The sequence below is a fragment of the Acinetobacter sp. V89_7 genome, assembly GCF_029967895.1.
GTDB lineage: Bacteria > Pseudomonadota > Gammaproteobacteria > Pseudomonadales > Moraxellaceae > Acinetobacter > Acinetobacter soli.
In genome coordinates this window covers 1-25,339 of sequence record NZ_JASCAJ010000033.1, presented here as the reverse complement: position 1 = coordinate 25,339, position 25,339 = coordinate 1, and the positions used below count along the sequence as shown (strand labels likewise).

At 45.6% G+C, this 25,339-nt stretch carries 27 protein-coding genes; 18 read left to right on the top strand and 9 right to left on the bottom strand.

Annotated elements, in window-relative coordinates; genetic code table 11:
• Positions 1 to 23 precede the first annotated feature (23 nt).
• Positions 24 to 659, top strand: a complete 636-nt coding sequence (locus QLG00_RS13860; RefSeq protein ID WP_282471229.1) for a TetR family transcriptional regulator — start codon at positions 24 to 26, stop codon at positions 657 to 659.
• 129 nt (positions 660 to 788) lie between these two features.
• Positions 789 to 1,424 carry a TetR/AcrR family transcriptional regulator gene (locus tag QLG00_RS13855; protein WP_004941821.1) on the top strand — a complete coding sequence of 212 codons (636 nt, stop codon included), beginning with the start codon at positions 789 to 791 and terminating at the stop codon, positions 1,422 to 1,424.
• Between the two features lie 80 nt (positions 1,425 to 1,504).
• On the opposite strand, the gene QLG00_RS13850 is transcribed toward QLG00_RS13855, so the two are convergent.
• The gene (locus tag QLG00_RS13850; protein ID WP_004941825.1) at positions 1,505 to 2,125 is read right to left on the bottom strand and encodes a thiol:disulfide interchange protein DsbA/DsbL; all 621 of its coding nucleotides are present in this window, start codon (positions 2,123 to 2,125) and stop codon (positions 1,505 to 1,507) included.
• A 179-nt stretch (positions 2,126 to 2,304) separates the two neighbouring features.
• Here QLG00_RS13850 and ubiG point away from each other — a divergent pair, with 179 nt between their 5' ends.
• The 11 genes from ubiG to QLG00_RS13795 all read left to right on the top strand — a co-directional run bounded on the left by ubiG (position 2,305) and on the right by QLG00_RS13795 (position 12,368).
• Entirely contained in the window at positions 2,305 to 3,015 is a 711-nt protein-coding gene (ubiG, locus tag QLG00_RS13845) for a bifunctional 2-polyprenyl-6-hydroxyphenol methylase/3-demethylubiquinol 3-O-methyltransferase UbiG (protein ID WP_004941828.1), read from the top strand.
• A complete protein-coding gene (locus tag QLG00_RS13840; RefSeq protein ID WP_282471294.1) occupies positions 3,015 to 3,725 on the top strand; it encodes an HAD-IA family hydrolase in 711 nt (236 codons plus the stop codon). Before ubiG ends, QLG00_RS13840 begins: the two co-directional genes overlap by 1 nt.
• Positions 3,726 to 3,756: 31 nt before the next feature.
• Complete coding sequence (locus QLG00_RS13835) at positions 3,757 to 4,503, top strand: YciK family oxidoreductase (RefSeq protein ID WP_004941833.1); 747 nt, start codon at positions 3,757 to 3,759, stop codon at positions 4,501 to 4,503.
• Positions 4,504 to 4,811: 308 nt separating this feature from the next.
• Positions 4,812 to 5,213, top strand: coding sequence for an RcnB family protein (locus tag QLG00_RS13830; protein WP_004944447.1), 402 nt, complete (start codon positions 4,812 to 4,814; stop codon positions 5,211 to 5,213).
• A gap of 182 nt (positions 5,214 to 5,395) precedes the next feature.
• On the top strand, positions 5,396 to 5,701 hold the full coding sequence (locus QLG00_RS13825) for an RcnB family protein (RefSeq protein ID WP_119026423.1): 306 nt from the start codon (positions 5,396 to 5,398) through the stop codon (positions 5,699 to 5,701).
• Positions 5,702 to 5,810: 109 nt separating this feature from the next.
• Positions 5,811 to 7,163 (top strand): amino-acid N-acetyltransferase, encoded by a 1,353-nt coding sequence (gene argA, locus QLG00_RS13820; RefSeq protein WP_282471228.1) that lies wholly within the window; start codon positions 5,811 to 5,813, stop codon positions 7,161 to 7,163.
• 401 nt (positions 7,164 to 7,564) lie between these two features.
• Positions 7,565 to 8,539, top strand: a complete 975-nt coding sequence (locus QLG00_RS13815) for a sulfonate ABC transporter substrate-binding protein (protein WP_004944454.1) — start codon at positions 7,565 to 7,567, stop codon at positions 8,537 to 8,539.
• Positions 8,540 to 8,556: 17 nt separating this feature from the next.
• On the top strand, positions 8,557 to 9,552 hold the full coding sequence (locus QLG00_RS13810; protein ID WP_149931107.1) for an aliphatic sulfonate ABC transporter substrate-binding protein: 996 nt from the start codon (positions 8,557 to 8,559) through the stop codon (positions 9,550 to 9,552).
• A 27-nt stretch (positions 9,553 to 9,579) separates the two neighbouring features.
• Positions 9,580 to 10,764 (top strand): FMNH2-dependent alkanesulfonate monooxygenase, encoded by a 1,185-nt coding sequence (ssuD, locus tag QLG00_RS13805; protein ID WP_282471227.1) that lies wholly within the window; start codon positions 9,580 to 9,582, stop codon positions 10,762 to 10,764.
• On the top strand, positions 10,761 to 11,561 hold the full coding sequence (gene ssuC / locus QLG00_RS13800) for an aliphatic sulfonate ABC transporter permease SsuC (RefSeq protein WP_004941853.1): 801 nt from the start codon (positions 10,761 to 10,763) through the stop codon (positions 11,559 to 11,561). Before ssuD ends, ssuC begins: the two co-directional genes overlap by 4 nt.
• 12 nt (positions 11,562 to 11,573) lie before the next feature.
• Positions 11,574 to 12,368 (top strand): ATP-binding cassette domain-containing protein, encoded by a 795-nt coding sequence (locus QLG00_RS13795; protein WP_282471226.1) that lies wholly within the window; start codon positions 11,574 to 11,576, stop codon positions 12,366 to 12,368.
• Between the two features lie 61 nt (positions 12,369 to 12,429).
• On the opposite strand, the gene rutG is transcribed toward QLG00_RS13795, so the two are convergent.
• From rutG to rutA, 5 genes are all read right to left on the bottom strand, one after another.
• Positions 12,430 to 13,794, bottom strand: a complete 1,365-nt coding sequence (gene rutG, locus QLG00_RS13790; RefSeq protein ID WP_004944467.1) for a pyrimidine utilization transport protein G — start codon at positions 13,792 to 13,794, stop codon at positions 12,430 to 12,432.
• Between the two features lie 27 nt (positions 13,795 to 13,821).
• Positions 13,822 to 14,388, bottom strand: coding sequence for an NADH-dependent FMN reductase RutF (gene rutF / locus QLG00_RS13785; protein ID WP_282471225.1), 567 nt, complete (start codon positions 14,386 to 14,388; stop codon positions 13,822 to 13,824).
• A gap of 69 nt (positions 14,389 to 14,457) precedes the next feature.
• Complete coding sequence (gene rutC, locus QLG00_RS13780) at positions 14,458 to 14,844, bottom strand: pyrimidine utilization protein C (RefSeq protein ID WP_004941863.1); 387 nt, start codon at positions 14,842 to 14,844, stop codon at positions 14,458 to 14,460.
• An 11-nt stretch (positions 14,845 to 14,855) separates the two neighbouring features.
• Positions 14,856 to 15,590, bottom strand: coding sequence for a pyrimidine utilization protein B (gene rutB / locus QLG00_RS13775; RefSeq protein WP_025095220.1), 735 nt, complete (start codon positions 15,588 to 15,590; stop codon positions 14,856 to 14,858).
• On the bottom strand, positions 15,587 to 16,696 hold the full coding sequence (rutA, locus tag QLG00_RS13770; RefSeq protein ID WP_282471224.1) for a pyrimidine utilization protein A: 1,110 nt from the start codon (positions 16,694 to 16,696) through the stop codon (positions 15,587 to 15,589). The genes rutB and rutA overlap by 4 nt, the downstream gene beginning before the upstream one ends.
• Before the next feature lie 449 nt (positions 16,697 to 17,145).
• Here rutA and QLG00_RS13765 point away from each other — a divergent pair, with 449 nt between their 5' ends.
• Positions 17,146 to 17,760: a TetR/AcrR family transcriptional regulator gene (locus tag QLG00_RS13765; RefSeq protein ID WP_004941873.1), complete on the top strand. Its 615-nt coding sequence runs from the start codon at positions 17,146 to 17,148 to the stop codon at positions 17,758 to 17,760.
• Position 17,761: 1 nt separating this feature from the next.
• On the opposite strand, the gene rutD is transcribed toward QLG00_RS13765, so the two are convergent.
• Complete coding sequence (gene rutD, locus QLG00_RS13760) at positions 17,762 to 18,577, bottom strand: pyrimidine utilization protein D (RefSeq protein WP_282471223.1); 816 nt, start codon at positions 18,575 to 18,577, stop codon at positions 17,762 to 17,764.
• Positions 18,578 to 18,994: 417 nt separating this feature from the next.
• Here rutD and ribF point away from each other — a divergent pair, with 417 nt between their 5' ends.
• The 4 genes from ribF to QLG00_RS13740 all read left to right on the top strand — a co-directional run bounded on the left by ribF (position 18,995) and on the right by QLG00_RS13740 (position 23,905).
• Positions 18,995 to 19,996: a riboflavin biosynthesis protein RibF gene (gene ribF, locus QLG00_RS13755; protein WP_104125137.1), complete on the top strand. Its 1,002-nt coding sequence runs from the start codon at positions 18,995 to 18,997 to the stop codon at positions 19,994 to 19,996.
• A 64-nt stretch (positions 19,997 to 20,060) separates the two neighbouring features.
• Positions 20,061 to 22,898 carry an isoleucine--tRNA ligase gene (ileS, locus tag QLG00_RS13750; RefSeq protein WP_151815309.1) on the top strand — a complete coding sequence of 946 codons (2,838 nt, stop codon included), beginning with the start codon at positions 20,061 to 20,063 and terminating at the stop codon, positions 22,896 to 22,898.
• Positions 22,891 to 23,430 carry a signal peptidase II gene (lspA, locus tag QLG00_RS13745; RefSeq protein WP_004941885.1) on the top strand — a complete coding sequence of 180 codons (540 nt, stop codon included), beginning with the start codon at positions 22,891 to 22,893 and terminating at the stop codon, positions 23,428 to 23,430. The genes ileS and lspA overlap by 8 nt, the downstream gene beginning before the upstream one ends.
• Positions 23,423 to 23,905, top strand: coding sequence for a peptidylprolyl isomerase (locus QLG00_RS13740; RefSeq protein ID WP_004941888.1), 483 nt, complete (start codon positions 23,423 to 23,425; stop codon positions 23,903 to 23,905). The genes lspA and QLG00_RS13740 overlap by 8 nt, the downstream gene beginning before the upstream one ends.
• A gap of 255 nt (positions 23,906 to 24,160) precedes the next feature.
• On the opposite strand, the gene QLG00_RS13735 is transcribed toward QLG00_RS13740, so the two are convergent.
• Both QLG00_RS13735 and QLG00_RS13730 read right to left on the bottom strand, forming a co-directional pair.
• A complete protein-coding gene (locus QLG00_RS13735) occupies positions 24,161 to 24,472 on the bottom strand; it encodes an ankyrin repeat domain-containing protein (protein ID WP_282471222.1) in 312 nt (103 codons plus the stop codon).
• Positions 24,473 to 24,525: 53 nt separating this feature from the next.
• On the bottom strand, positions 24,526 to 25,140 hold the full coding sequence (locus tag QLG00_RS13730) for a glutathione S-transferase family protein (protein ID WP_282471221.1): 615 nt from the start codon (positions 25,138 to 25,140) through the stop codon (positions 24,526 to 24,528).
• Between the last annotated feature and the right edge of the window lie 199 nt (positions 25,141 to 25,339).

Here is a 25,339-nt window from a genome sequence, read left to right as displayed (position 1 = left end):
CAGGTTTTTATTAGGTCATGGGCATGTCGATCCGGGATGAACGTAAACAGCAAAGTCGTCAGGCATTACTCGATGCCGCGTTACAACTGAGTACAGGGGGTCGTTCATTTAGCAGTATCAGTCTGCGCGAAGTGGCCCGCGAGGTCGGTTTGGTTCCCACCGCGTTTTACCGGCATTTTCAAGATATGGATGCATTGGGACAAGAACTGGTCGATCAAGTTGCGCTTCATATTAAAAGTCTGATTCATCAGCTCGGTCAAAGTTATCTGCAACAAGCCAATTCACATCCGCAAACCAGTATTGAGCTGTTTTTTCAAGCCATCAACCGCAGCCCTCTAGAATGGCAATTTATGATTGCTGAGCGTTGGGGCGGCTCTGCGGCAGTACGTCAGGCCATTGCACGCGAAATCGACGATTTGATTGAAGATCTGGCCAGCGACCTGCGCAAACTGCCGATGTTTGAACATATTCAGCATTCTCAAGATTTAAAAGTGCTTTCCGATATTTTGATTAATATGTCTTTTACCTGGGCCATGACATGGCTAAGCCTGCCACGTCAATTACAAGAGCCTATATTGTCTGATCAGCAACATAACTTTGTTGAAAATGCCACAACCCAAGTGCGCTTATTGTTCAGAGGCGTTGCAAACTGGGAATAGCGTGGCTTTTTTTGTTGATGACAGGTGATGCAACATGCTATAGATGGGAGGTATCACCAAAGACAACAGATAATTTCGCCCAAAGCAAATGGATGCTGGCGTGTGATCAAAACAGTGACAGGAATACTCATGAATCCAGATCGCCATCAACAATTTTTAATCCGTAAAGAACGCATCTTAAGTGTCGCCGAAAAGCTGTTATTGGAAAACAATCAGGAAATTACCCTAGACGAGCTGGTGGCAGAGCTTGATATCGCCAAAGGCACCCTCTACAAACATTTTAAAAGTAAAAACGAGCTACTTTTAGAGCTGGTGATTCAAAATGAAAAGCGTTTGCTGGAGATTTCCCAACAGCATAATCGTGATTTTAAGGAATATGCACCAACCTACATGTTGCACCATTTGACGGCGCCTGCACGTACCATCTTGCTGCATCAGCTTGAAGAAAATCTGACCATGACCGAATCGAAGCTGAATCACCTATTCGAAGCGCTCTACGAGATTCGTCAGGCACGTATTCTGGCCATTAAGGACATTACTGAGGCCTATTTGAAATCGGTCAATTACGACATGTCGATTCGTGATTACCTGTCGTACATTTGGTCACTGACGTATGGTGCGGCACTGTTGCTCAATTCGAGCTATTATCAGCGCTCGATTGGCTCACGACAAAAACTGATCAACTTGTATATTAATCAGGCGCTTTCTTTACCTGCGCAGTCGATCAATCTGGATGCATTCGAGATTGAACTCAAAGATGCCTAACCCTTGCAAAATCAATATGCACAAAAAAGGTTTCTGATGTTCAGAAACCTTTTTATGAGGGCTAATCGCGATTTTGTGGGTTATTTTTTCGCAGCGCGCTCTTTTTGCACCAGATAGTTCACCACCTGAACCACTTTACCATCTTCACCCTGTACCACGTATTTGCCGTTGACCACCACAGCCGGCACGCCCGTTAATTGATACTGCTGCGCCAGTTTGTTCGATTCAGCAATTTTGGCCGTAATCGGGAAAGAGTTAAACATGCTGTTGAACTTTTGCTCTGGCACGCCATAGTTCACATAAAACTTGGCCAAAGATGCCTGATCAAAAATTTGCTGGTTTTGGGCATGGATCGCATGGAACAACGGGAGATGCGTTTTTTGACGTACACCCAGCGCTTCAGACACATAATAGGCACGAGCACCCTGCTCCCAGACTTTATTCATGGCAGCCGGCGTGCGCAAGAAATTCACATCTTTTGGCAGTTGCTTTAACCATGTTTGCATGTATGGCTCAAGCTTATAACAGTGCGGACAGCCGTACCAGAAAAACTCACGTACTTCAATTTTGCCCGGTACCGCGACTTTACCCGGGTTTGCAATCACGGTGTAGTCCTTGCCTGCCACAAAATCGGCTGCCATCGTGGTGCCCGAAAAGGCCATTATTGCAGCAGAAAGTCCGCCCAAAACAAATTTTTTCATTGTCCGTATTATCCTCTGAATCATTATGCTGAGTGTATGCGCTAAATATAAAACAAATATTCAATTTTCGTTTCGTTGTGTGAAGATTTTTTCTGAATTTATCGCTTTTTCTAGAATTATCGCTACACTAAACAATATATCAAAATCATGACAATCCATTTTAATCTGAGGTCACCCGCATGTCACAGTTGAATGTTGATCCACAAGAAATTGCAAAATTTGAAGCACTTGCGGCCCAATGGTGGGATCAGGATTCTGAATTTCGACCATTGCATCAGATCAATCCATTGCGTCTGAACTGGATTGACGAGCATGCAGGCGGTTTGGCGGGTAAAAAGGTGCTCGATGTCGGTTGTGGGGGCGGTATTTTAGCCGAAAGCATGGCACGCCGTGGTGCAGACGTACTCGGGATCGATATGGGTGAGGCGCCGCTGAATGTGGGTCGTTTGCATGCCCAGCAAGAAAACGTCAGCAACATCGAATACCGTCAGGTACTGGTGGAAGACTTGGCCAAAGAACAAGCCGGTCAGTACGATGTCGTGACCTGTATGGAAATGATGGAACACGTACCAGACCCTGCATCGATTATTCGTGCTTGTCAGGCTTTGGTTAAACCGGGTGGACATGTCTTTTTCTCCACCATTAACCGTAATCCAAAGTCTTATGTATTTGCCATTTTAGGTGCCGAATACATCTTGCGTTTGCTGCCAAAGGGCACGCATGACTATCACAAATTTATCCGACCGTCCGAAATGGCGCAAGACATTCGCCATGCGGGGCTCACGCTCAAAAACATGATCGGTCTGCATTATAATCCGCTGACCAAGCGTTACTGGCTCGCGCCAAATGTCGATGTTAACTACATGGTTCATACGGTAAAACAAGGATAATCATGAGCGCTGTTCTTTTTGATCTTGATGGTACCCTGATTGACACAGCGGCTGACTTTATTCGCATCATTCAGGCCATGTGCCGTGAAGAACAGCGTGATGTAGTCGATGCCGACTTGATTCGCACTCAAGTGTCTGAAGGCGCTCGTGCCATGGTGAAGTTGGTCTATCCAGAACTGGCCGTCGATGATGCGACCTTTCTCGCGCATCGTCAGCGCTTTCTCGATTTGTATGAGAAAGATATTGTCGTCGACACCGACCTGTTTAGCGGGATGACATCTTTACTCGAACAGTTAGAGGCGCAGCAGATTCCGTGGGGTATTGTCACCAATAAACCACGTTATCTGACCGAATTGCTATTAAAGCGACTTGATCTGACCGAGCGCTGTGCGGTGTTGGTATGCCCAGAAGATGTCAAACATGCCAAACCTGATCCAGAACCCATGTTTCTGGCGGCCGAGCAGCTTCAGGTTCCAGCCGAGCAAATTATTTATGTGGGTGATCATCCGCGTGATATCGATGCAGGACGCGCAGCCAACATGTATACGATTCTGGCCGCTTATGGTTACCTACCGCTGGCCTACAAAGACGATCTGGCTGCATGGCAAGCCGATGCAATTGTGCACACAGTTACAGAACTGGAAACAAAAATTTTGCAGCAGCTGGGTTTAAAATCAAATCCAGCTGAACAGATGCAACAGCATGCTTGATAACAACACTCAATTTTAAGGAGGTTCCACAATGAAATATTCAGAATATCAACCTCGTACCGATTTACTCAAAGACCGCATTATTTTAATCACGGGTGCTGGCGATGGCATTGGGCGTGCAGCAGCACTAAGTTATGCCTTACATGGCGCTACAGTGGTCTTGCATGGCCGTACCCTAAACAAACTTGAAGTCATTTATGATGAAATTGAGAGTCTGGGTGCACCGCAACCGGCCATTTTGCCGTTACAGCTTTCAAGTGCTTCAGATCGTGATTACGAATTGCTGTTTAATACTCTTGAAGACCAGTTTGGTCGCCTAGACGGTATTTTGCACAATGCGGGCATCTTGGGTGAACGTGTTCCGCTGGCGCATTATCCTGCCGACGTATGGGATGATGTCATGGCGGTAAATCTGCGCGCTCCTTTTGTATTAACGCAGGCACTATTACCCTTGCTTGAAAAATCGCAAAATGCATCGGTAGTGTTTGCCAGCTCCGGTGTGGGCCGTGAAGCGCGCGCATTATGGGGTGCTTATTCGGTTTCAAAAGTTGCCATTGAAGCTGTCAGCAAAATTTTTGCCAGCGAACATACTTATCCGAATATTCGCTTTAACTGCATTAACCCGGGGGCAACACGTACTGCCATGCGTGCCAAAGCCTATCCTGAAGAAGATCCACTGTCTTTACCAACATCCGAATCGATCATGCCCGCCTATCTGTACTTGATGGGTGATGATAGTCTCGATTTAAACGGCGTCAGTATCGATGCACAGGATTAACGGATAAAGCGAATCTTGAACAGCATGTGTTCGGTCACTTACACATTGGTCTAGGTCTGGTTGCGTATGCAATCAGATCCATTTAAAGTGAAGATCATGATCAAATAAAAATATTGCATCTTATGATATACAAGCCGGATCTAAGCCGAAAAAATTCAGCACCTTAGCCTGATAAACAAAAAAGATATCTCCATATTTTTAATAGAATTATTGAATGATCTTCACAGTTTCTCTGCATTTTTTTTGTACATTAAAGGCTCGTACAAATACCCATTCACAGAGAATACTTGTGTCGTCGAGGATGCATCATGAAAAAGATTTTGACAAGCTTAGTCGTATCACTTGCTACGCTCACAAGCACTGTCACGATCGCAGCACCTAATTTTGATCGCGGATCAGATATGGGGGGACCTCCCCGTGATCGCGGTCAAGGTTTTGATCGCTCAAATCGTTTTGATCGCGATCAGGATGACTCGATTCGTTCGGAGCGCCGCTTTCGTCAAGAACAAGGCGTACAGCGCTTAAAACAGCATCGCTGGCAGACAGGTTACATCATGCCGCAGCATTATCGCGGCGATGCCTATAAAGCCGACTATCGCGAGTTTAATCTGCCCCGTCCGAGCCGTGGCCAGCAGTGGTATAAAATTAACAATGATTTTATTTTGGTCAATTCAGACAGCAACGATATCGTTCGCATCATGAATTTTTAATCGATCTCCTCAAAAAGTCAGATTTCGCCTGAACCCACGTTCAGGCTTTTTTTATTTAAGAAATTTTTTGGATCCAATTTTTATCCATCAAGTTCACATTTCCACAACTTGTCTTCATCATTCATCTTAAATTATTCATTACATTAGATTTATCAAATCGACAAAGATAAATGAGGAACATCATGCGTAAATTAACTACTGCCATTATTTTAGCAATAGCAGGTATTGTGACCACTTCGGCTATGGCTGCACCACACGATCACAACGACATGCGTCATGAGCATCATGCTGCGTATCAGGATAAAAAAGCCGACTGGCGTCCGGGTCAGTTCGCACCAAAACAGTACGTATCTGATCGTTATAAAGTCGATCATCGCGGATATAAAAAGCTTCATAAGCCAGGGCGCGGCCAACACTGGATTAAAGCCAACGGCCATTATCTTTTAATCAACGATCACAACCACAAAATTATTCAAGTCGTTCGCTAATTGAATCCCTCAAAAATGCCCAAGCCATGACGGTTTGGGCATTTTTTTATTGAAGGATTAGCGATTTTGTTTAGAATCCTAACTATGCTTTCCTTATGCTGAGCCTTCTATGTCGCTTCCAGAAAATCATTCTGAACACAGTCAAACCCAACAGTATGTCCACTGGTTTCGAAACTCAGCTCCGTATATCAACGCGCATCGAAATAAAACGTTCGTTTTAATGTTTGGTGGTGAAGCCGTTCAACATCATAATTTCCAACATATTATTCACGATATTGCCCTGCTGCACTCTCTGGGCATCCGTCTGATTCTGGTACATGGCGCTCGCCCACAAATTAACCAGAATCTTCAAGAAAAATCATTATATACGCCTATTCACCAGCATCGGCGTGTCACCACACGTGAATCGTTAGCGAGTGTCATGAATGCGGTGGGTTCAATTCGTTTGCAAATTGAAGCGCTGCTGTCGATGGGGCTCGCCAACTCGCCGATGCACGGCGCACGCATTGATGCGGTGTCTGGCAATTTTGTTACCGCCAAGCCTTATGGAATCCGGGATGGTATCGATTTTCAGCTCACTGGTGAAGTACGAAGTATTGATACCGATGCGATCAGAGGCCACCTCGATAACCATAATATTGTGGTATTGGGTCCAACGGGATATTCCACCACAGGTGAGGTATTCAACTTAATGGCCGAAGAAGTGGCCACCCGTACGGCTATTGCGCTCAAAGCAGATAAACTAATTTTTCTGACCGATCAGCAAGGCTTGGTCAACGATGAAGGTAAACTGCTGCGCGAGCTAACGCCGCATCAGCTTGATCGCTACATTCAGCAAAAGGCACAAAGGCTTGAGCATGTCATTCCGCTACAAGGTGCCCAAACGGCTTCGCTTTCAGGCGTGCATCGTGTGCATTTAATTCCTTATTTTCATGATGGTGCCTTAATTGAGGAGCTGTTTACCCGTGACGGGATTGGTACGCTTATTACCGATGCACATTATGAAGAGGTGCGTATCGCCAACATTCAAGATGTCGGTGGTTTGATTCATTTGCTGCGCCCACTCGAGCAAGAAGGAATTTTGGTGTACCGCTCACGCGAACGACTGGAGAGCGAGATTGCTCAGTTTGCTGTGATTGAACGTGATGGCATGATTCTGGCGTGTGCAGCGCTGTATCCAATACCAACCGCAAAGGGCGAAATTCGTTCGGCCGAAATTGCCTGTGTAGCGGTCGATCCGGCCTATCGCAAATCCAACCGGGGTAGCCAGATTTTGCACTTTTTAGAAGAAAAAGCGCGCCAAGACGGAATTTTACAGTTATTTGTACTGACCACACGTACAGCGCACTGGTTCTTAGAGCATGGTTTTTCGCATGCCAGCGTGGACGAATTACCCAACGCGCGCCAAGCACTTTACAATTTTCAGCGCAACTCGTTGGTCTTTAAAAAAATCCTGATGTAAGGCCAACTGTTGGGCAGTCGCGTGCAAGTCAGAGCCAGACTGCCCTTTGCCTTTCGCTACATGTCAGATTGTGTGAGTCATTTGGCTTTAGCAGAACTTGCTATATCTTTATTCATGCAATCTTTAGTCAAATCAGCGCTATTGCCTGCCTTCACCGCTTTATTCAGTTTTAAGATGACATTATTAATATATTAAAAATACATAAAATTCAAATACTTAATTCAATAAAATTCATTGCCGTCATAATTTTATAAATGACAAATACAGATAAGCTTTGCAGTTTTTTATTTATCTATTTTTTACATAAGTAATGTTAAAAATCTTATTTTTTATGCAAAGCAATTGGTTCTAAGGTGTGCCCTCTAGTTCGATCTTTTCACTTTTTCGAGGCAGCACGCATCATGGCCAGTATCGCATCTTCTTCATGGTTTAAGTTTTCAGTGATTGCAGCAGGAATCACCAGCATGATGATGCTTAGCGGCTGTGCCAAAGAACAAAAACAAGCACTCACCACTTTAAATATTGGTTTTCAAAAATACGGTTTATTGCCCATCGTGAAACAACGTGGCGATCTGGATCAGGCCCTGAAAGCACAGGGTATTCAGGTGAAATGGGTCGAGTTTCCGGCGGGTCCGCAACTGCTTGAAGGCTTAAATGTCGGAAGTGTCGTATTTGGTGAGTCGGGCGAGGCACCTCCTATTTTTGCACAAGCTGCCAGCCCTAATCTGGTGTACGTGGCCAATCAGCCTGCTGCACCAAACGCCGAGGCACTGATTGTTCAAAAAAACTCGCCTATTCAAAGTATTCAAGATTTAAAAGGCAAACGCGTGGCGCTGAACAAAGGCTCAAACGTGCATTATCTGCTGCTTAAATTACTCGAGAAAAACCAGCTTACGCTGCAGGATATTCAAGTGGTGTATTTGCCACCTGCCGATGCCCGTGCAGCCTTTGAAAAAGGTGCGGTGGATGCATGGGTGATTTGGGATCCATTCTTTGCAGCAGCAGAGCAGCAAATTGGCGCACGTGTACTGGCCACTGGGCAAAATCTGGTCAGTAACCATCAGTTTTATTTAGCCGATCGCAAATTTGCCGAGCAGCATCCAGAAGTACTTAAGACCGTAGTGCAACAGCTCAATCAAACCACCGAGTGGGTCAAAACCCATCAGGACGATGCAGCTCGTTTATTAGAAAAACCGACTGCACTAGATTTCAATATTTTAAAAACGTCCATTTCGCGTATGGGCTTTGGGGTTACACCACTTTCATCTGAAGTGATTCAGCAGCAGCAATACGTTGCAGATGCCTTTTATCAACAAAAACTGATTCCACAACCACTCAAAATTCAAGATGCCATTTTAACTGGCCAAATAAAATAATTGGGGCAACATTCATCATGACCATATTGAAAACATTCGGCGTAATCGGTGCATTGGGGCTGAGCGTAGTAATGACCGCATGCCAAAAGCATGACGCAGGCACAGAAAATAAAGCCCAAACCACGCCTGCAGCCGAAAGCGCAGTGAAAACTCTGACCATTGGCTTTCAAAAATCATCGCTGAATCTCTTGATTGCCAAACAACAAAAAATTTATGAACAAGAGTTTCCGGGCGCCAAAATTGAATGGCGTGAATTTCCTGCTGGGCCACAAATGCTTGAAGCCTTGGCCGTAGGTGCAGTCGATTTTGGCGCTGTGGGCAATACACCGCCTATTTTTGCTCAGGCAGCCGATAAACCGCTGAGCTATGTCGGATATGAAGTAGTTCCTGCCGATTCGCAAGCCATCTTGATTCCAACAAACAGTGGCATTCAGTCCATTGCCGATTTAAAAGGCAAGCGCATTGCCGTTCAAAAAGGATCGAGTGCGCATGAACTACTGGCCAAAGTATTGCAAAAAGCGGGGCTGAGCTGGAGCGATATTCAGCCCATTTGGCTCCCACCTGCCGATGCGCGCGCGGCTTTTGACAAAGGTGCCATTGATGCATGGTCGATCTGGGAACCGTACTTAAGCACTACCGAGCTTAAAGGCCATGCAAAATCACTGATCGATGGCCGTGCGTTTCCAACCACCTATTCATTTTATATCGGCAATCCTCGCTTTATTCAGCAACACCCCGATGCAGCACAGAAAGTTTTAGATGGTTTGAATAAAGCCGATCAATGGTTTGTTCAGCATCAAGATCAAGGTTTAAGTATTTATGCGCAGAGTACGGGTCTAGATACGCAAGTGGCGAAGGCGGTGTTGGATAAGCGTGCCAAACCGTCTCCAATTCAACCCATCAATGCCGAAGTAACGCAAGCGCAGCAGCAGATTGCAGATCTGTTTCAGCAGGTGCAGCTTATTCCCAAAACCATCAACGTGAGCCAGACCATCTGGACTGCGAAGCCCTAGATTTAGCAACTTGTAAGGAATGTTAGTATGAATATTTTCTGGTTTATTCCCACTCACGGTGACAGTCGCTACCTTGGAACCAGCAAAGGTGCACGTCAGGTCGACCATGGCTATATGAAGCAAATTGCTGTTGCGGTCGATCAACTGGGTTATACCGGTGTACTGATTCCGACAGGTCGTTCTTGTGAAGACCCATGGATTACGGCCGCCAGCCTCATCGATGCCACAACGCAGCTCAAGTTTTTGGTGGCGCTTCGCCCGGGCATTACCACACCAGCACTAGCGGCGCGGATGGCAGCCACCTTCGACCGACTTTCGAACGGACGTGTTTTGCTGAACTTGGTCACCGGTGGCGACGAACAGGAACTCAAAGGCGATGGCTTATATGAAGACCATGACACGCGCTATCAGACGGCCTCCGAATACGTCAAAATCTGGCGCGAAATTTTAACCCGTTCGCACACAGGCGAGTCATTGACCTTTCACGGCGAACGGTTAAGTGTCGATGATGCCAAGCTGCTTTATCCGCCTATTCAGCAGCCGTATCCACCGCTCTGGTTTGGTGGCTCATCTGAGGCGGCTGCCGAACTGGCTGCCGAACAAGTCGATACTTATCTGACTTGGGGTGAACCTCCAGCGGCAGTGAAAGAGAAAGTTGACGCCATGAAAGTGCGTGCACAAGCCAAAGGCCGCACACTCAATTATGGAATTCGCTTGCATGTGATTGTGCGTGAAACCAACGAGCAAGCATGGGCTGCAGCCAATGAACTGATCCAATATTTAGACGATGACACCATTGCCGCTGCACAAAAGAAATTTGCCCAGATGGATTCGGTGGGACAACAGCGTATGGCAGCCTTGCATGGCGGACGCCGCGATAAGCTTGAAGTGTCACCCAACTTGTGGGCAGGGATTGGTTTAGTTCGTGGCGGTGCGGGAACTGCACTGGTCGGTGATCCTGAAACCGTTGCCGCGCGTATTCAAGAATATGCCGACCTTGGTATCGATACCTTTATTTTCTCTGGTTATCCGCACCTAGAAGAGTCGATTCGTTTTGCTGAACTGGTGTTTCCACTGCTGCCGCTTAAAACCCGTGAAAAACTGACCCAACCGAATCTGACTGGACCATTTGGCGAGATTATTGCCAATAACTATGTTCCGAACCAGCAAAAGGACGAACCCAAAAATCAGGTCGTCAAGGAGCCCGCATGAGTCGATCGAATACATCGAATGTTTCACGTGGAACCAAAGCACTCGGGCAGCAATTACTGCCTTGGGTATTCCCGGTGGTGCTGATTGCAGTCTGGCAATTTGCATCGAGCGTGGGCCTGTTGCAAAGCCGTGTTTTACCCGCACCGAGTGCCGTGGTGAGTGCATTTTGGCAGCTTCTGATCAGTGGTGAGCTTTGGCACCATGTCAAGGTGAGTGCTGGTCGTGCACTGATTGGCTTACTAATAGGGGGTGGACTGGGGTTATTTTTGGGGCTGCTCAATGGCTCGTCCAAAATCGCCTCTACCCTACTCGACACCACCTTACAAATGATTCGTAACATTCCTGCACTGGCGCTGATTCCACTGGTAATTTTGTGGTTTGGTATCGATGAATCTGCCAAACTGTTTTTGGTGGCCGTCGGGGTATTTTTTCCAATGTATATCAATACCTATCACGGTATTCGCTCTGTCGATCCTCAGCTGATCGAGATGGGCAAAAGTTACGGTTTGAGTCGCTGGCAGTTATATAAAGAAATTATTTTACCGGGTGCAATGCCATCGATTTTAGTGGGCTTGCGTTTTTCTTTAGGTCTGGTTTGGGTATTGCTGATTGTGGCTGAAACCATCTCTGCACAAGCAGGTATTGGCTATATGACCATGAACGCACGTGAATTTTTGCAGACTGATGTCGTGCTAGTAGGCATTTTACTTTACGCCTTACTGGGCAAACTGGCAGATGTGCTGGCACAAAGCCTAGAACGTTATTTGCTGCGCTGGCATGCAGGCTATCAACAATAAGAGGTCATGATCATGAGCAATTTAAATGTCCCGCTGTATCTAGATCAGTCAAACACAGCAGCCACTCCAGGTGATACAAAAGCGCCTATCGGTGCAGAAATTTTAATCGAACAACTGCATAAGTTTTATGGTCAGGTTAAAGTACTCGAAGATCTGAATTTACACATTCAACCCGGCGAGTTTATTGCGATTGTTGGCCGTAGCGGCTGTGGTAAAAGTACCCTGCTACGCCTCATTGCAGGGCTTGAAGACACCAGTTACGGTGAAATCAAATTTAAATCGGCACGCAATTTCCGTGAAGGCATTACATCAGACGACATTCGGGTCATGTTCCAAGATCCGCGCCTGTTGCCATGGAAAAGTATTGTGCATAATGTGCAGTTGGGTTTAAAGAAAGAACAGCAGCATCATGCCGTCGCCTTGCTTGAAAAAGTCGGCTTAAAAGACAAAGCAGAACAATGGCCGTCGCAGCTTTCGGGTGGTCAGCGCCAGCGTACAGCCTTGGCACGCGCGCTTTCACATTCCCCACGCATCTTATTGCTAGATGAGCCACTGGGTGCGCTCGATGCCCTGACGCGCCTTGAAATGCAAAGCCTGATTGAACGTTTATGGACTGAGCAAGGCTTTACGGCCATTTTGGTTACACATGATGTCAGTGAGGCGGTGCAACTGGCAGACCGCATCATCCTGCTCGATAAAGGCCATATTGCACAAAGTTTTGAGGTGAAATTGCCGCGTCCGCGCCAGAAAAGTCTAGAGTTTGCCCAGCTTGAGCAACAGGTGCTTGAAGCCGTTTTAGCCACCTAAATACCGCTGCCCAAATAAAAAACAGCGTGTCATCTGGCACGCTGTTTTTTTATTTTTCTTTTTAGGAGGAATGTGGTGTTGCAGGATGAATCGTTTTTTCAGTCGATGCATTCACTGTTGCGACAGGCTGCTGCTGAGTTCGGTTTAAAAGCAAATTCAATACAATCGCCGCCAGCGTAGCCGTGCCAATACCGCCCAAATCAAATGCACCAATATGCAAACTAAAGTTACCCGCCCCCATAATCAAACTGACCGCCGCGATAATCAGCGTGCTGTTTTGACTAAAATCAACTCGATGATCGATCCAGATTTTGGCTCCGGCCACTGTAATCAAGCCAAATACCACAATCGATGCACCACCCAGCAGTGCTACCGGAATGGTATGAATAATCGCGCCAAATTTTGGAGATAAACCCAGTAAAATCGCAAAGACACCTGCAAATAAAAAGATGGTGGTGGAATAAACCTTGGTCACCGCCATCACACCAATATTTTCTGCATAAGTGGTCATGCCGGTGCCGCCTACAGAAGCCGACAAGGTGGTACAGACTCCATCGGCAAAAAAGCCACGCCCCATATACGGCGAAAGGTTACGACCGGTCATGGCCGAAACTGCTTTAAAATGTCCCAGATTTTCAGCCACCAAAATTAAGGCGACAGGTGCAATTAACAAAATGGCATTTGCCTGAAATACAGGCTGATGAAATGTGGGCAAACCTATCCATGCGGCTTGTGCAATTGGCGCAAAATCGATGGCTTTACCCAATCCCATTAGGTTGGCCAAAACAAAGTAAGCCAGATACGCCAAACATAGCCCGACCAGTAACAATAAGCGCCGCAACATGCCTCGCGTAAAGACGGCAACGGCACTGATACACAAAATGGTCAGGACCGCCATCCACGTATCAAAGCCATTAGCAGAGACACTTTTGATAGTAACAGGTGCCAGATTTAATCCAATAATCATCACAATCGCACCCGTGACAATCGGTGGCATCAGTTTTTCAATCCATGCTGTTCCTGTTCGCATCACGATCAGACCAATCGCAGCATAAATTAGACCACATACCACTGTACCACCCAGTGCCAATGCAATATTGGGATTGGCACCCACACCATTGTATCCTGTGGCAGCAGCAACCGCCGCAATAAAAGCAAAGCTTGAACCTAAATAGCTGGGCATCCGCCCGCCAGTGAGCAGAAAAAATAAGATGGTACCAAATCCGGTAATCAAGATGGTCAGATTGGGATCAAAACCCATCAACATGGGTGCCAGCACCGTGGCACCAAACATGGCAAAGGCATGCTGCATACCTAAAACCACACTTTTTCCTGCGGGAAGATATTCATCGATTTGAACCGGCTGATGATTCAGGTCGCCTCGATAAGGTTTAAATTTGGTAAACCACGGTTCATGTTGCGACATGACGATTACTCCTGCTCTTTAGTTGCTTTAAGCCACAGCATGTGGTTCACAATAGTGACGATTAAAATACATCAAGGGATTTTTACCCTGACATTGCTGTATGGCACGAACCTCACAAATCAGTACATCATGACTGCCCACCGAAACACTGTTCACGACCTCACAATCAAACGACACCAGCGCATCTTGCAATACGGGTGATTGCGTAAGCAAAAAATCCCAATCCCCCTGCGCAAAGCGATCGCTCATTGGGGTTTTGCCACCAAATAAATTTGACAGATGTACCTGATGAGCTGCCAGTGTATTTACGCAGAGCACCTTATTTTGCTCAAAGGTTTTAAACACCGATGCCCCCCGATTCAGACATACCAGTAAGGTCGGTGGAGAATCGGTGACGCTACATACGGCCGAAGCTGTAAAGCCAGATTTTCCTGCAATGCCATCGGTGGTAATCACGTGGACGGCGGCACCCAAATTAGACATTCCCTGTCGAAAAACTTGTGAGTCGACGTGTAAAGTGGTCGAACGTTCAAGTGGTGAACTTTGACGAATCAACGTTTCAATATGTTTTGCAGTGTCTTCTAATACGGTCATAACCTGTCTCCTGCCTCACTGGGCTAAGCGCGGTATCTCATACGCCGGTCGCTTTAAGGTTTTAATACGTTAAGGGGCCACATGAGCCACCGATGCAATTTCGATTAAGGCTTCGGGCTTAACCAAACCCACCTGTACGCAGTAGCGTGCTGGACGCTCATCTGGAAAGAATTCGGCATATACGGCGTTAATCGCCGCATAGTCAGACCAGTCACGTAAAAAAATATGATTAAAGGTGATGTCTTTGAGCGTTCCTCCAGCATGACTGACAATGCCTTGAATGGTTTCAAGCACATGCCGAGTTTGGGCTGCGGCATCGCCGACATGTACCACGTTGTTGTGTGCATCGAGCGGTAAAATACCGGAAACATAGACAATATGATCTGCCTTGGTGGCAGGTACATAAGGTGCCAGTGGGGCTGGTGTTCCGGTGGGTAAAATAATTTCTTTTGGCATACGGCTACTCGCTAGGCAGTTTTGGCTAAATGAGATTGATCGAAAGTTTCGACAAAGGTCTGGGTATCCGATACCCAGCCAAAAAAGGTTTTAATGTTGTACATGCTGGCCTGTTGCATCTCGACTGGCCCGGCCTGATAGCAGGCATCTTCCAGTGCAACACCAAAATATTCTAAAAAGAAGCCGTCTCGCAGGGTCGATTCCACACAGACATTGGTGGCAATACCCACAAAAACCAGATTGCGTATGCCGCGTGCACGTAGCATGCTGTCTAGCGCGGTATTGAAAAAGCCACTATAGCGAGGCTTTTCAATCACGATGTCTTGTGCCAGCGGTGTCAGTTCATCAATCAGCTCAAAATCCCAGCCACCTTTTGCCAGTAATTTGCCTTGAAGTTCGGGTTGTTTGCGCATGGTTTTTAAGGCATTGGATTTATGAAAGTTCGGAGATCCTGAACCTCCTGCCTCAACATAGGCCTTGTCCCAACCGTTTTTAAAATAAATGACTTGTATACCCGCAGCATGCGCAGCCGCGACGGCTTTTTGAATATTCTTGACCACAGGTTTGGTTTTCGAGACATCAAATCCGGCCAAATCCAGATAACCGCCAATCGAGGTATAGGCGTTTTGCATATCAATCACAATCAGCGCGGTATGCTCAGGTGCCAATTGGATGGCTTCTGGCTCGGCTTTAAGTACACATCCCGTTCCGGCACGTTCGGTAAAATCAGCAACAACGGTATTCATGCGCTTTTCTCCAATGCGGTGAGTGGACGATATTCAGCAACTGCATCTTGGCGCGACATCATCAGCGGTTGGATGCGCTCACCAAAATCTTCAACACCATGAACAAAATCATCAAAGGTGAGCAAGATGCCTTCTGTCCCCTGAATCTGGGCAATTTCATCGAGCATGGCAGCCACACTGGCATACGAGCCCACCAATGTGCCCATATTGATATTGACTGGTGAAACACTCGAAGCCATCTGACGTACATTGGTATCTGCGCCTGAGCGTGTATCTTTACTGCCTTGATTCATCAGCCAGTTAATCGCCTCAACGTCTGCACCGGCATTGTAATGTTGCCACTTGGCCATGGCCTCAGCATCAGTTTCTGCCGCAATCACCATAAACAGCACATAAGTTTGTACATCACGCCCGGTTTGATCGGTAAACTCCTTTAAACGGTCATTAATTGCGGCATAAGCAGTCGGGGTGTTGAGGCCTTTGCCAAACACAAAATTGTAGTCGGCATGTTGTGCCGAAAATGCCAGCCCCGAATCGGATTGACCCGCACAAATAATTTTCATATCGGCTTGCGGCGTAGGGCTCACGCGGCAATCGTCCATCTGGAAGTGTTCCCCTTTAAAATCGGATTGTCCTGTCGCCCAGAGTTCACGCAGGATCTGTACATACTCAGATAAATAGTCATAGCGTTTGGCAAAATACTCATCGCCTGGCCACATTCCCATCTGGCTATATTCAGGTGCTTGCCAGCCCGTTACGACATTGAGTCCAAAACGACCATTCGAAATCGAATCAATGGTCGATGCCATTCTTGCCACAATGGCTGGTGGCATCACCAGTGTTGCAGCAGTGGCATAAATTTTGATTTTACTGGTGACCGCAGCCAACCCTGCCATGAGGGTAAAGCTCTCCATGTTATGATCCCAAAATTCAGTTTTTCCGCCAAAACCACGAAGCTTGATCATAGAGAGCGCAAAATCGAAGCCGTAATGTTCAGCGCGTTGTACAATTTTTTTATTCAGTTCAAATGTCGGCATATATTGAGGCGCATTTTCCGAAAGCAGCCAGCCGTTATTTCCGATAGGACAAAAAACACCAATTTTCATACTACCCATCCTTCTTATGACGGCAATAGGTCACGCTGTGCGTGATCGCCTAGATTAATAATCGTGGTACGCAGAATGGCCAATTCTTAATTTTTTATATTGCATACAACGTGCCAACTTTAAATAAATATTATTTTTCATATATTTAATAAAAACATACGGTCAAACAGTTTTTACCATTTAGTAAAATAATGTGGCATTCAGATGCACTGTTTTTGTGTACAGCGATTCAATAGTGTGCAAAAATCGCGCAGCAGAAAATCTGGCTGCGAAATAGCCGACTACAACCCGTTGTATGCAGCATGTGTTTACTTCCTAATCAAACTAGATAATCTCTAAACAGATGAGCGACTTAAGCGGACATAAAGCGAAAGAAAATCGCCAAGAACTGTGCACAAATCATTCGATTTCCCTTACAATGAGCTGACTTTCCCCAGTTTGTTAAATCAATGGAACAAAAAAAGAGTACGCAAAAACGTAATCAGCTTCTCAATGCCGCTCTGGATGTCTTTTCTACGTATGGCTTTAGTGGGGCGAGTCTGGACGAAATTGCGCAATTGGCACAAATGCATAAGTCCAACATCTTTTATTATTATGAAAATAAAGAAGCACTCTACGTTGAGGTGCTGACCACTGTTTTACAAAAATGGCTGGCGCCTTTACAGACGCTTGAAGTTGAGCTGGAGCCAACCGAGGCTTTGGCCCATTATCTGATTCAAAAAATTGAAGTCTCACGTACCCAGCCAAAAGCATCCAAACTGTTTGCGCTTGAGATTATTCAGGGTGCGCCGCATATTCTGGAAATTCTAAAAGGGCCGCTGAAAAAATTATTTAAGCGTAAAGCTAAAGTTATCCAGACTTGGCAGGAACAAGGCAAAATCTCGGCAGAGATCGACCCAGAATTACTGATCCTGAATATTTGGGCCGTTACCCAAAACTATGCCGATTTCAGCACGCAAATGGACATGGTCACCGGCAAAACCCTGAAAAATAAAAGTATGCATCAGCGCGCGATCGAACATACCGTGCACATGATGCTCTATGGTGTACTGCCGCGTACCTGATTCAAGCTGATTTGAGCTGAGCATTATCTGTTTGATTCAAAAATTCAATCAGACAAGTATTGACCTGTCCAGCTTGCGTGACCGTGCAGGCATGGCCGCCTTGCGGCAAAATCACCAGCTCTGCATGACCCAGCGCCCGGTACAATTGCAAAGATTGTGTATAGGGCACCAGCATATCGTCCTGATTGCACAACAGTAAAATCGGAAGTGAATCTAGAGCGGTACAGCGCGGTTTATCCAAAACATAGTGCATCAAGGCATTTAGGCGCGCCAGAACGTTGCCATGTGGCGGAAAATCTTGCTGCAACTTGGCTTCGTGTTCAATCAGCATCGCGCTATGACTGGAAATCCAAGTGGGTGGATATAAAAATAGGGCCTGGGCATGTAAGTAAGCCTCAGCCCCGGCCTGCTCAAGTAAGGTGCGCCGAGTGGTAAAACATCTCCGCGTATGCGCATCGAGAGATTGCCAGGCATTAATCAGACTCAGACTGAGCATCTGGGCGCTGGTCTGCGCAAATCGATATGCCCATTCCACGCCAATAAAACCACCCAAGGCATGACCAATAAAATGAAAGCGTTTGATCTGCAAATGACAGAGTAATTGCTCGACCTGCTCGGCAAGATTAAAAAAAGAATAGTCTTCAGGCAAAGCCGCACTGTCGGCATGACAGCCTTCCTGATCGTAGATCACCACATGAAAGTATGCTTGCAAGGCCTGTATTTGCGGTTGCCAGAAACTGGCGTGACCACCTAAACCCGAGGCCAGCACCACATAATCGGCCTCTTTGGTCATATTTGGATAAACCTGATAGTACATTTTCAACCATTTGGTAAAATCATGATTGAAATGATCAGCAAAATTTATGCCGTTTTACAGCATATGAAAATCTTTTATGAGCAAGTCTAATCGAAATATCAAAAATCGTGCACTACACTGTTTGATGAAGCATTACCTATCCATCAGATCATAGAAATACGTATTTATCCTTTTCCATCACAAGCAGTATTGGATTATGTATATGCCGATGGGATCGATTCAGATTGACCCGATGCAGTGCGTATATTTATCATCAAAAACAGTAAAATTGATTAATGACTCATAAAAACATTAGAAATACTGATCCATAACAATAAAAAGAGAAAGTTTTCCTTTGCATAAAAACACAACAACAAGACGAATGCGTTAGATTATGGCAATATAAAGCCTCTGCAAAATTCTCAGTATTTAACGCTCATGAAGTTGCTTCGTCTTAACGCATTATCGCCAGATTTTCAGTTAGCTCCAACTGCGGTCACGATCGGCAATTTTGATGGTGTTCACTTGGGACACCAAGCGATGATTTCACAGCTTAAAGCATTGGCTCAGGCTGAGGGATTAAAAACGCTGGTCATGATTTTTGAGCCTCAACCGCTTGAATATTTTAAAGGCTACGATGCTCCGCCACGTATCAGTTCTCTTCGCGAAAAAGTCGAATATTTGACTGAACTGGGTGTCGATTATATTGCGGTTGCTAAATTCGATCAGTTCTTTCGCAGCCTAAATGCCACCGAATTTGCAGATTTGCTCAAATTTAAACTTAATGCCCAGCATCTGGTCTTGGGGGACGATTTTCATTTTGGTAAAAACCGTCAAGGCAATAGCGAGTTTTTACGCGATTACGGCTTTGATGTAACCAACTTAAACACCATCAATTTTGAAGGTGACCGCGTCAGTTCTACCCGTATCCGTCAGGTTCTGGCCGAAGGCGATCTGGCACTGGCTGCGCAGCTTTTGGGGCGTCCGTATAGTATTATTGGTCGGGTTCAGTATGGTGACCAGATTGGTCGTACCCTAAACTTTCCGACCATCAATGTTCGCCTTGGGCGCCATAAGCCTTGTTTAAGTGGCATTTATGCCGTAGACGTGGTCTGCGAAACCACCGCCTTAAATGAAAAAGTTCGTGCGCAAAATCCGGAGCAACCCGGCGTAGCTGGTTATCGAAGTGACAGCCTGTTTGGCGCAGGCCATGTGGGTACCCGTCCTGCCATTGCGCAAACTCATCCCGAATGGCGATTGGAAGTACACTTTCCACAAGTTTCTGCTAATCTGTATGGCTTATTGATGCGGGTGACGTTTTTGCACTATTTACATGGTGAACGACCTTACCCTTCGCTTGAAGCACTCAAGGCCGGCATTGACCAAGATGTTGAAGATTTGCTCGAATATCGTGAGCAACATTCACAACACCCTTTTTAATTTCGAATTTTTTGATAGTAAAACACGTCAGCGTTCGAGCTGATTGAACTGGAAGACGACTTGCATGAGCGATAAGCAAACTCCTGAAAATGCAGTGGATTACAAAGCCACGTTAAACCTGCCGGGCACCGAATTTGCAATGAAAGCAAACTTGGCCGTACGCGAAGTAAAATGGTTAGAAGAGTGGTACGCCGACAACATTTATCAGAAGATTCGTGAATCGCGTATTGGCAAGAAAAAATATGTATTACACGATGGCCCTCCGTATGCCAACGGTCAGATTCATTTGGGTCATGCAGTCAACAAGGTACTCAAAGACATCATTATTAAAAGCCGCGTGATGGACGGCTTTGATGCGCCGTATGTACCCGGCTGGGACTGCCACGGCTTGCCAATCGAACTTAAAGTTGAAGAAAAAGTTGGTAAAGTCGGCGTTAAAATCGATGCATCGAGCTTCCGTAAAGCCTGCCGTGACTACGCCATGAGTCAGGTCGACTTACAGCGTAAAGACTTTATCCGGATGGGCGTTTTTGGTGACTGGAACGATCCGTACCTGACCATGAACTTCAAACAAGAAGCTGATATTGTGCGTGCCTTGGGTGAAATTCAAAAAGCAGGTCATATCGAACCTGGTCTAAAACCTGTGAACTGGTGTATCGACTGTGGTTCTGCATTGGCAGAAGCTGAAGTGGAATACGAAGATAAAAAATCCGACGCCATTGACGTTGGTTTTGGCGTGGTCGATCTTCACGATCTGGCACAACGTGTCAATGCAGACGTCACCGCACCAACCGATATTGTGATCTGGACGACTACTCCATGGACATTACCTGCCAATCAGGCGGTTGCACTGAACGCCGAGATTGATTACCAACTGGTACAAGTTCAAGGCGAACGTGGTCTGCAAAACTTTATTCTGGCCAAAGATCTGGTCGAATCGGCGATTGAGCGTTACAAGCTTGAAAATCCAGTCGTACTGGCAGACTTTAAAGGTGCAGCACTTGAGCATCTCAAGCTGCAACATCCATTACTGGTAGATCGTCAGGTTCCTGTGATCTTGGGCGAACACGTGATTGCCACGAGCGGTACGGGTGCAGTGCATACCGCGCCGGGCCATGGTGCAGACGACTACAAAGTTGGCTTGCAATACAACTTAAAAGTAGATAACCCAGTGGGTGGAAACGGGGTTTATTTACCAAGCGCACCTATTTTTGCCGGTGAGCACATCTACAAAGCCAATCCGCAAATCATTGAGGCATTGGGCAGTGTTGGACGCTTGTGGGCACATCAACCGATCAAACACAGCTATCCACATTGCTGGCGCCACAAAACACCAATCATTTTCCGTGCAACACCGCAATGGTTCATCAGTATGGACCAAAAAGGCTTACGTGACGGTGCAATGAATGCCATCGAAAATGAGATCAGTTTTGTACCTGATTGGGGTAAAAACCGTATTCAATCCATGATTGAAGGTCGTCCAGACTGGTGTATCTCACGTCAGCGTACATGGGGCGTTCCAATTCCATTCTTTGTACATAAAGATACCAATGAATTGCATCCGCGCACCGCTGAACTCATCGAAGAAGTTGCTAAACTGATCGAACAAGAAGGCATCGATGCATGGTACAACCGTGATGCCAAAGACTTCATTGGTGAAGATGCAGCGCACTACAATGCAGTCCGAGACACACTAGACGTTTGGTTTGACTCAGGTACGACACATTATGCGGTTTTGCGCCAGCGTGAAGAATTAACCGATCCGGCAGATTTGTACCTTGAAGGGTCTGACCAGCATCGTGGCTGGTTCCAGTCATCTCTGCTCACTTCTGTCGCGATTAATCAGCGTGCACCTTACAAAGGCTTACTGACGCACGGTTTCGTGGTCGATGAAAAAGGCCGTAAGATGTCGAAGTCTTTAGGCAATATCATTACCCCTCAAGACATCATCAAAGACATGGGTGCAGATGGCTTACGTTTCTGGATTGCGTCAAGTGATTACCGTTATGAGATGACCGCAGGTAAAGAAATTTTCAGCCGTGCCTCAGATGGTTATCGTCGTATTCGTAATACCTTGCGCTTCTTGCTGGCCAACCTCAATGGCTTCAAACCGTCTACAGATGCACTGCCTGTCGATCAATTGATTGCACTGGATCAATACATCTTGCAACGTGCTGCTGAGGTTCAAAAAACCATTCAGCAAGCTTACGAAGATATGAACTTCCATATCGTGTGCAGTGCATTGACTAACTTCTGTATCAATGACTTGGGTGGTTTCTATCTTGATATCATCAAAGATCGTCAGTACACCACCAAAGCAGACTCACAAGCGCGTCATTCTGCACAAACCGCTTTGTATCATTTGGTTCAGGCATTTGTACGCTGGATGGCACCAATCTTAAGCTTCACTGCACAAGAAGCATGGCCGTTAATTCCAGAGCAAAGTGAGCAATATGTCTTTACTACCGAGTGGTACGATATTCCTGTCGCAAGCAGTGCAAACTTGGTGTCTGAGGCCGACTGGCAAACATTAATTAACGTAAAATCAGCAATTAATAAGCAGATTGAAGCGGCACGTAACGCTAAGATCGTGGGAAGTAATCTTTCTGCCAAAGTTGAAATTTGGGCCAAAGATGACATTCAAAGCGTTTTAAACCAGTTGGGTGATGAACTCCGTTTTGTACTGATTACATCGCAAGTGCATGTTTATGCCTATGCAGAGCACGGTGAAGCGACAGAGCTTGATGGCCTACGTGTCAAAGTGACTGCGGCTGAAGGTGAAAAATGTGTGCGCTGCTGGCACGTACTTCCAGATGTCAATACACATGTAGATCACCCAGGTTTATGTGGTCGTTGTATTATTAACGTCACGGGCAGTGGCGAAGTGAGAAAATATGCCTAAGCTTCAAGCAAAAAAGGGCTTATTCCAGTTTTATCCTCATAACCTGATTTGGCTCGCACTTTCTGTGCTGGCCATTGTGGTGGATCAGTGGACCAAGTGGATTGCCAGCACCCATCTAAATTATGCAGATCCGGTGCCAGTTTTGCCCTTTTTAAACTGGACCTTACTGCATAATTATGGCGCAGCGTTTAGCTTTCTGTCCGATGCAGGAGGCTGGCAGCACTATCTATTTACAGGTTTAGCAGGCATCGTATCCATCATTTTTGTGTTCTGGCTGATGCGCATGCCTAAACAGACCGTTGTGCTGCCTGCTGCGATTGCATTGATTTTGGGTGGTGCATTGGGCAATCTGATTGACCGTGTGACCTTAGGTTATGTGGTCGATTTTATCCATGTATTTTATCAAGATCACCACTTCCCCGCGTTTAATATTGCCGACAGTGCGATCACTCTGGGTACCATTTTATTGTTAATCGATACGTTCTTTCTAGAAAAGCAACGCATCCAACGTGCAGAAGCCAAACATGACTGAGATTATCCAGCCTAACGAAGAAATTCGTATTGAAGAAGGTGCAAAAGTCGATTTGCACTTTTCAGTGGCCATTGAAAATGGCGTTGAAATTGATAATACCCGCAGTCGTGAAGCGCCTGTTAGTCTTACCATTGGCGATGGCAACTTACTGCCAGGCTTCGAAAAAGCACTGTTTGGATTACGTGCTGGTGACCGCCGTACGGTACATTTACCACCAGAAGACGCTTTTGGTGAATGGAATCCAGAAAACATACAAAAGTTTGATACGGTCAAATTCGAGCAACGACCTATTGTCGGCCATATGATCGAGTTTGAAGATAAAGCGAAAGCCACCTTATTTGGTGTGGTGAAATCGGTCGACGACAGTATTACCGAAATCGACTTTAATCATCCACTTGCAGGAAAAAATATTACCTTTGAAGTTGAAATCTTTAAGGTAACACCTGCTGGCCAGCAAGGCATTAAACTGATGTAAATCAAAAGCACTCTTCGGAGTGCTTTTTTTATCACGTTGTCAGCAAAAGCCTACACGGATCATGGTGAATCACCCATGTTGTGATTAAGAATTTTTAACTAAGATACAAGACATAGAGAGACAGGAAGTCTCATTGAAAATAAAAATACACAGGACGTGGTCGTGAATAGGACATTAACGACACAATAATCGGAATACAAAGAACCCCTATCAGGATGATAGGGGTTCTTTTTTGGCTGTTATTTTTATATATGGTTATAAATCTTTTAGGTACTGCACAATCTGTGCATTTTGTGCCATTTCTGCCAGTTCCAGTGCCGTATATTGGCCTTTAAAACTGATATCGGCACCTTTACTGACCAAAAGCTTTACAACATCCAGATGATCATTTTCAGCAGCAGCCTGAAGGGCGCTGTAACCTTCTTCATCGCTCTGATTCGGATCGATACCGTCTGCGAGTAATTGCCTTACCCGCGCTGTATCACCAAGTGATGCCCAGTACACGAGTTCAGGGAGTTGAACATCATCCTCTTGATCTGACAGAGATGAAACGCTATTTATTTTCATTTTATCAACACTCTTATAAAATAAACTGGCTTTTACTTTACAATCACAATGTTTTATACAGCAGTTGTTTGTTCATTCATTCCAATATACCCTGCACTGTTTGCAATACGCTGACACCAGTGCTGTATATTCGGATATAAATTTAGATCAAAACCACCTTCATCAGCCACATGCGTGTAGGCATACAACGAGATATCGGCAAGTGAAATTTCCTCGCCTAACAAATAATGATGTCTATTAAGTGCTTGCTCTAAAATTTTAAGAACCCGATGTCCTTTGGGTTGTAATTTTTTATACTCCTCAATACGGGCCTCTGGCATGCCTTGATATTTCTGGATAAATCGAGCAACAGCAATACAGGGTTCATGGCTATATTGTTCAAAGAACATCCACTCATACATTTTAGCTTTCTTATAACGATCTGAGGGAACAAAATACGTTCCTTCTGCAAGATAGCCTAAAATTGCATTTGATTCAGCAAGTAATTGATCACTTTCTAGCTGTAGAACTGGGATTTTCGCATTTGGATTCATTTTTAAAAATTCTGGCGTATGTGTCTCTGCTTTTAACACATCAATATGAATCCATTCATGTTCAATTCTCAGGAAACTTAATAAGAGTTTAATTTTATAACAGTTTCCAGACTGGATATCGCCATAAACTTTCATAAGTACGTCCAAGATGATTTTTCATTTATCATAACGTAAAGTGATCGATGTGCTGGGCAGATTTTGTATTTTCTAATTTGATATGCGCTTTCTACTTATTTTTTTATTTCTTTTCTCTTTCATTTAGGCATAAAAAAGCCCCCTTAACGTATGTTAAGGGGGCTTAGTATTTAAAAGCTGGCGATGACTTACTCTCACA

Excerpts from the sequence above, each read along its gene's own strand:
- QLG00_RS13860 (WP_282471229.1), top strand. The coding sequence starts at position 24 with ATGTCGATCCGGGATGAACGTAAACAGCAAAGTCGTCAGGCATTACTC.
- QLG00_RS13855 (WP_004941821.1), top strand. The coding sequence starts at position 789 with ATGAATCCAGATCGCCATCAACAATTTTTAATCCGTAAAGAACGCATC.
- QLG00_RS13850 (WP_004941825.1), bottom strand. The coding sequence starts at position 2,125 with ATGAAAAAATTTGTTTTGGGCGGACTTTCTGCTGCAATAATGGCCTTT.
- ubiG (WP_004941828.1), top strand. The coding sequence starts at position 2,305 with ATGTCACAGTTGAATGTTGATCCACAAGAAATTGCAAAATTTGAAGCA.
- QLG00_RS13835 (WP_004941833.1), top strand. The coding sequence starts at position 3,757 with ATGAAATATTCAGAATATCAACCTCGTACCGATTTACTCAAAGACCGC.
- QLG00_RS13830 (WP_004944447.1), top strand. The coding sequence starts at position 4,812 with ATGAAAAAGATTTTGACAAGCTTAGTCGTATCACTTGCTACGCTCACA.
- QLG00_RS13825 (WP_119026423.1), top strand. The coding sequence starts at position 5,396 with ATGCGTAAATTAACTACTGCCATTATTTTAGCAATAGCAGGTATTGTG.
- argA (WP_282471228.1), top strand. The coding sequence starts at position 5,811 with ATGTCGCTTCCAGAAAATCATTCTGAACACAGTCAAACCCAACAGTAT.
- QLG00_RS13815 (WP_004944454.1), top strand. The coding sequence starts at position 7,565 with ATGGCCAGTATCGCATCTTCTTCATGGTTTAAGTTTTCAGTGATTGCA.
- QLG00_RS13810 (WP_149931107.1), top strand. The coding sequence starts at position 8,557 with ATGACCATATTGAAAACATTCGGCGTAATCGGTGCATTGGGGCTGAGC.
- ssuD (WP_282471227.1), top strand. The coding sequence starts at position 9,580 with ATGAATATTTTCTGGTTTATTCCCACTCACGGTGACAGTCGCTACCTT.
- ssuC (WP_004941853.1), top strand. The coding sequence starts at position 10,761 with ATGAGTCGATCGAATACATCGAATGTTTCACGTGGAACCAAAGCACTC.
- QLG00_RS13795 (WP_282471226.1), top strand. The coding sequence starts at position 11,574 with ATGAGCAATTTAAATGTCCCGCTGTATCTAGATCAGTCAAACACAGCA.
- rutG (WP_004944467.1), bottom strand. The coding sequence starts at position 13,794 with ATGTCGCAACATGAACCGTGGTTTACCAAATTTAAACCTTATCGAGGC.
- rutF (WP_282471225.1), bottom strand. The coding sequence starts at position 14,388 with ATGACCGTATTAGAAGACACTGCAAAACATATTGAAACGTTGATTCGT.
- rutC (WP_004941863.1), bottom strand. The coding sequence starts at position 14,844 with ATGCCAAAAGAAATTATTTTACCCACCGGAACACCAGCCCCACTGGCA.
- rutB (WP_025095220.1), bottom strand. The coding sequence starts at position 15,590 with ATGAATACCGTTGTTGCTGATTTTACCGAACGTGCCGGAACGGGATGT.
- rutA (WP_282471224.1), bottom strand. The coding sequence starts at position 16,696 with ATGAAAATTGGTGTTTTTTGTCCTATCGGAAATAACGGCTGGCTGCTT.
- QLG00_RS13765 (WP_004941873.1), top strand. The coding sequence starts at position 17,146 with ATGGAACAAAAAAAGAGTACGCAAAAACGTAATCAGCTTCTCAATGCC.
- rutD (WP_282471223.1), bottom strand. The coding sequence starts at position 18,577 with ATGTACTATCAGGTTTATCCAAATATGACCAAAGAGGCCGATTATGTG.
- ribF (WP_104125137.1), top strand. The coding sequence starts at position 18,995 with ATGAAGTTGCTTCGTCTTAACGCATTATCGCCAGATTTTCAGTTAGCT.
- ileS (WP_151815309.1), top strand. The coding sequence starts at position 20,061 with ATGAGCGATAAGCAAACTCCTGAAAATGCAGTGGATTACAAAGCCACG.
- lspA (WP_004941885.1), top strand. The coding sequence starts at position 22,891 with ATGCCTAAGCTTCAAGCAAAAAAGGGCTTATTCCAGTTTTATCCTCAT.
- QLG00_RS13740 (WP_004941888.1), top strand. The coding sequence starts at position 23,423 with ATGACTGAGATTATCCAGCCTAACGAAGAAATTCGTATTGAAGAAGGT.
- QLG00_RS13735 (WP_282471222.1), bottom strand. The coding sequence starts at position 24,472 with ATGAAAATAAATAGCGTTTCATCTCTGTCAGATCAAGAGGATGATGTT.
- QLG00_RS13730 (WP_282471221.1), bottom strand. The coding sequence starts at position 25,140 with ATGAAAGTTTATGGCGATATCCAGTCTGGAAACTGTTATAAAATTAAA.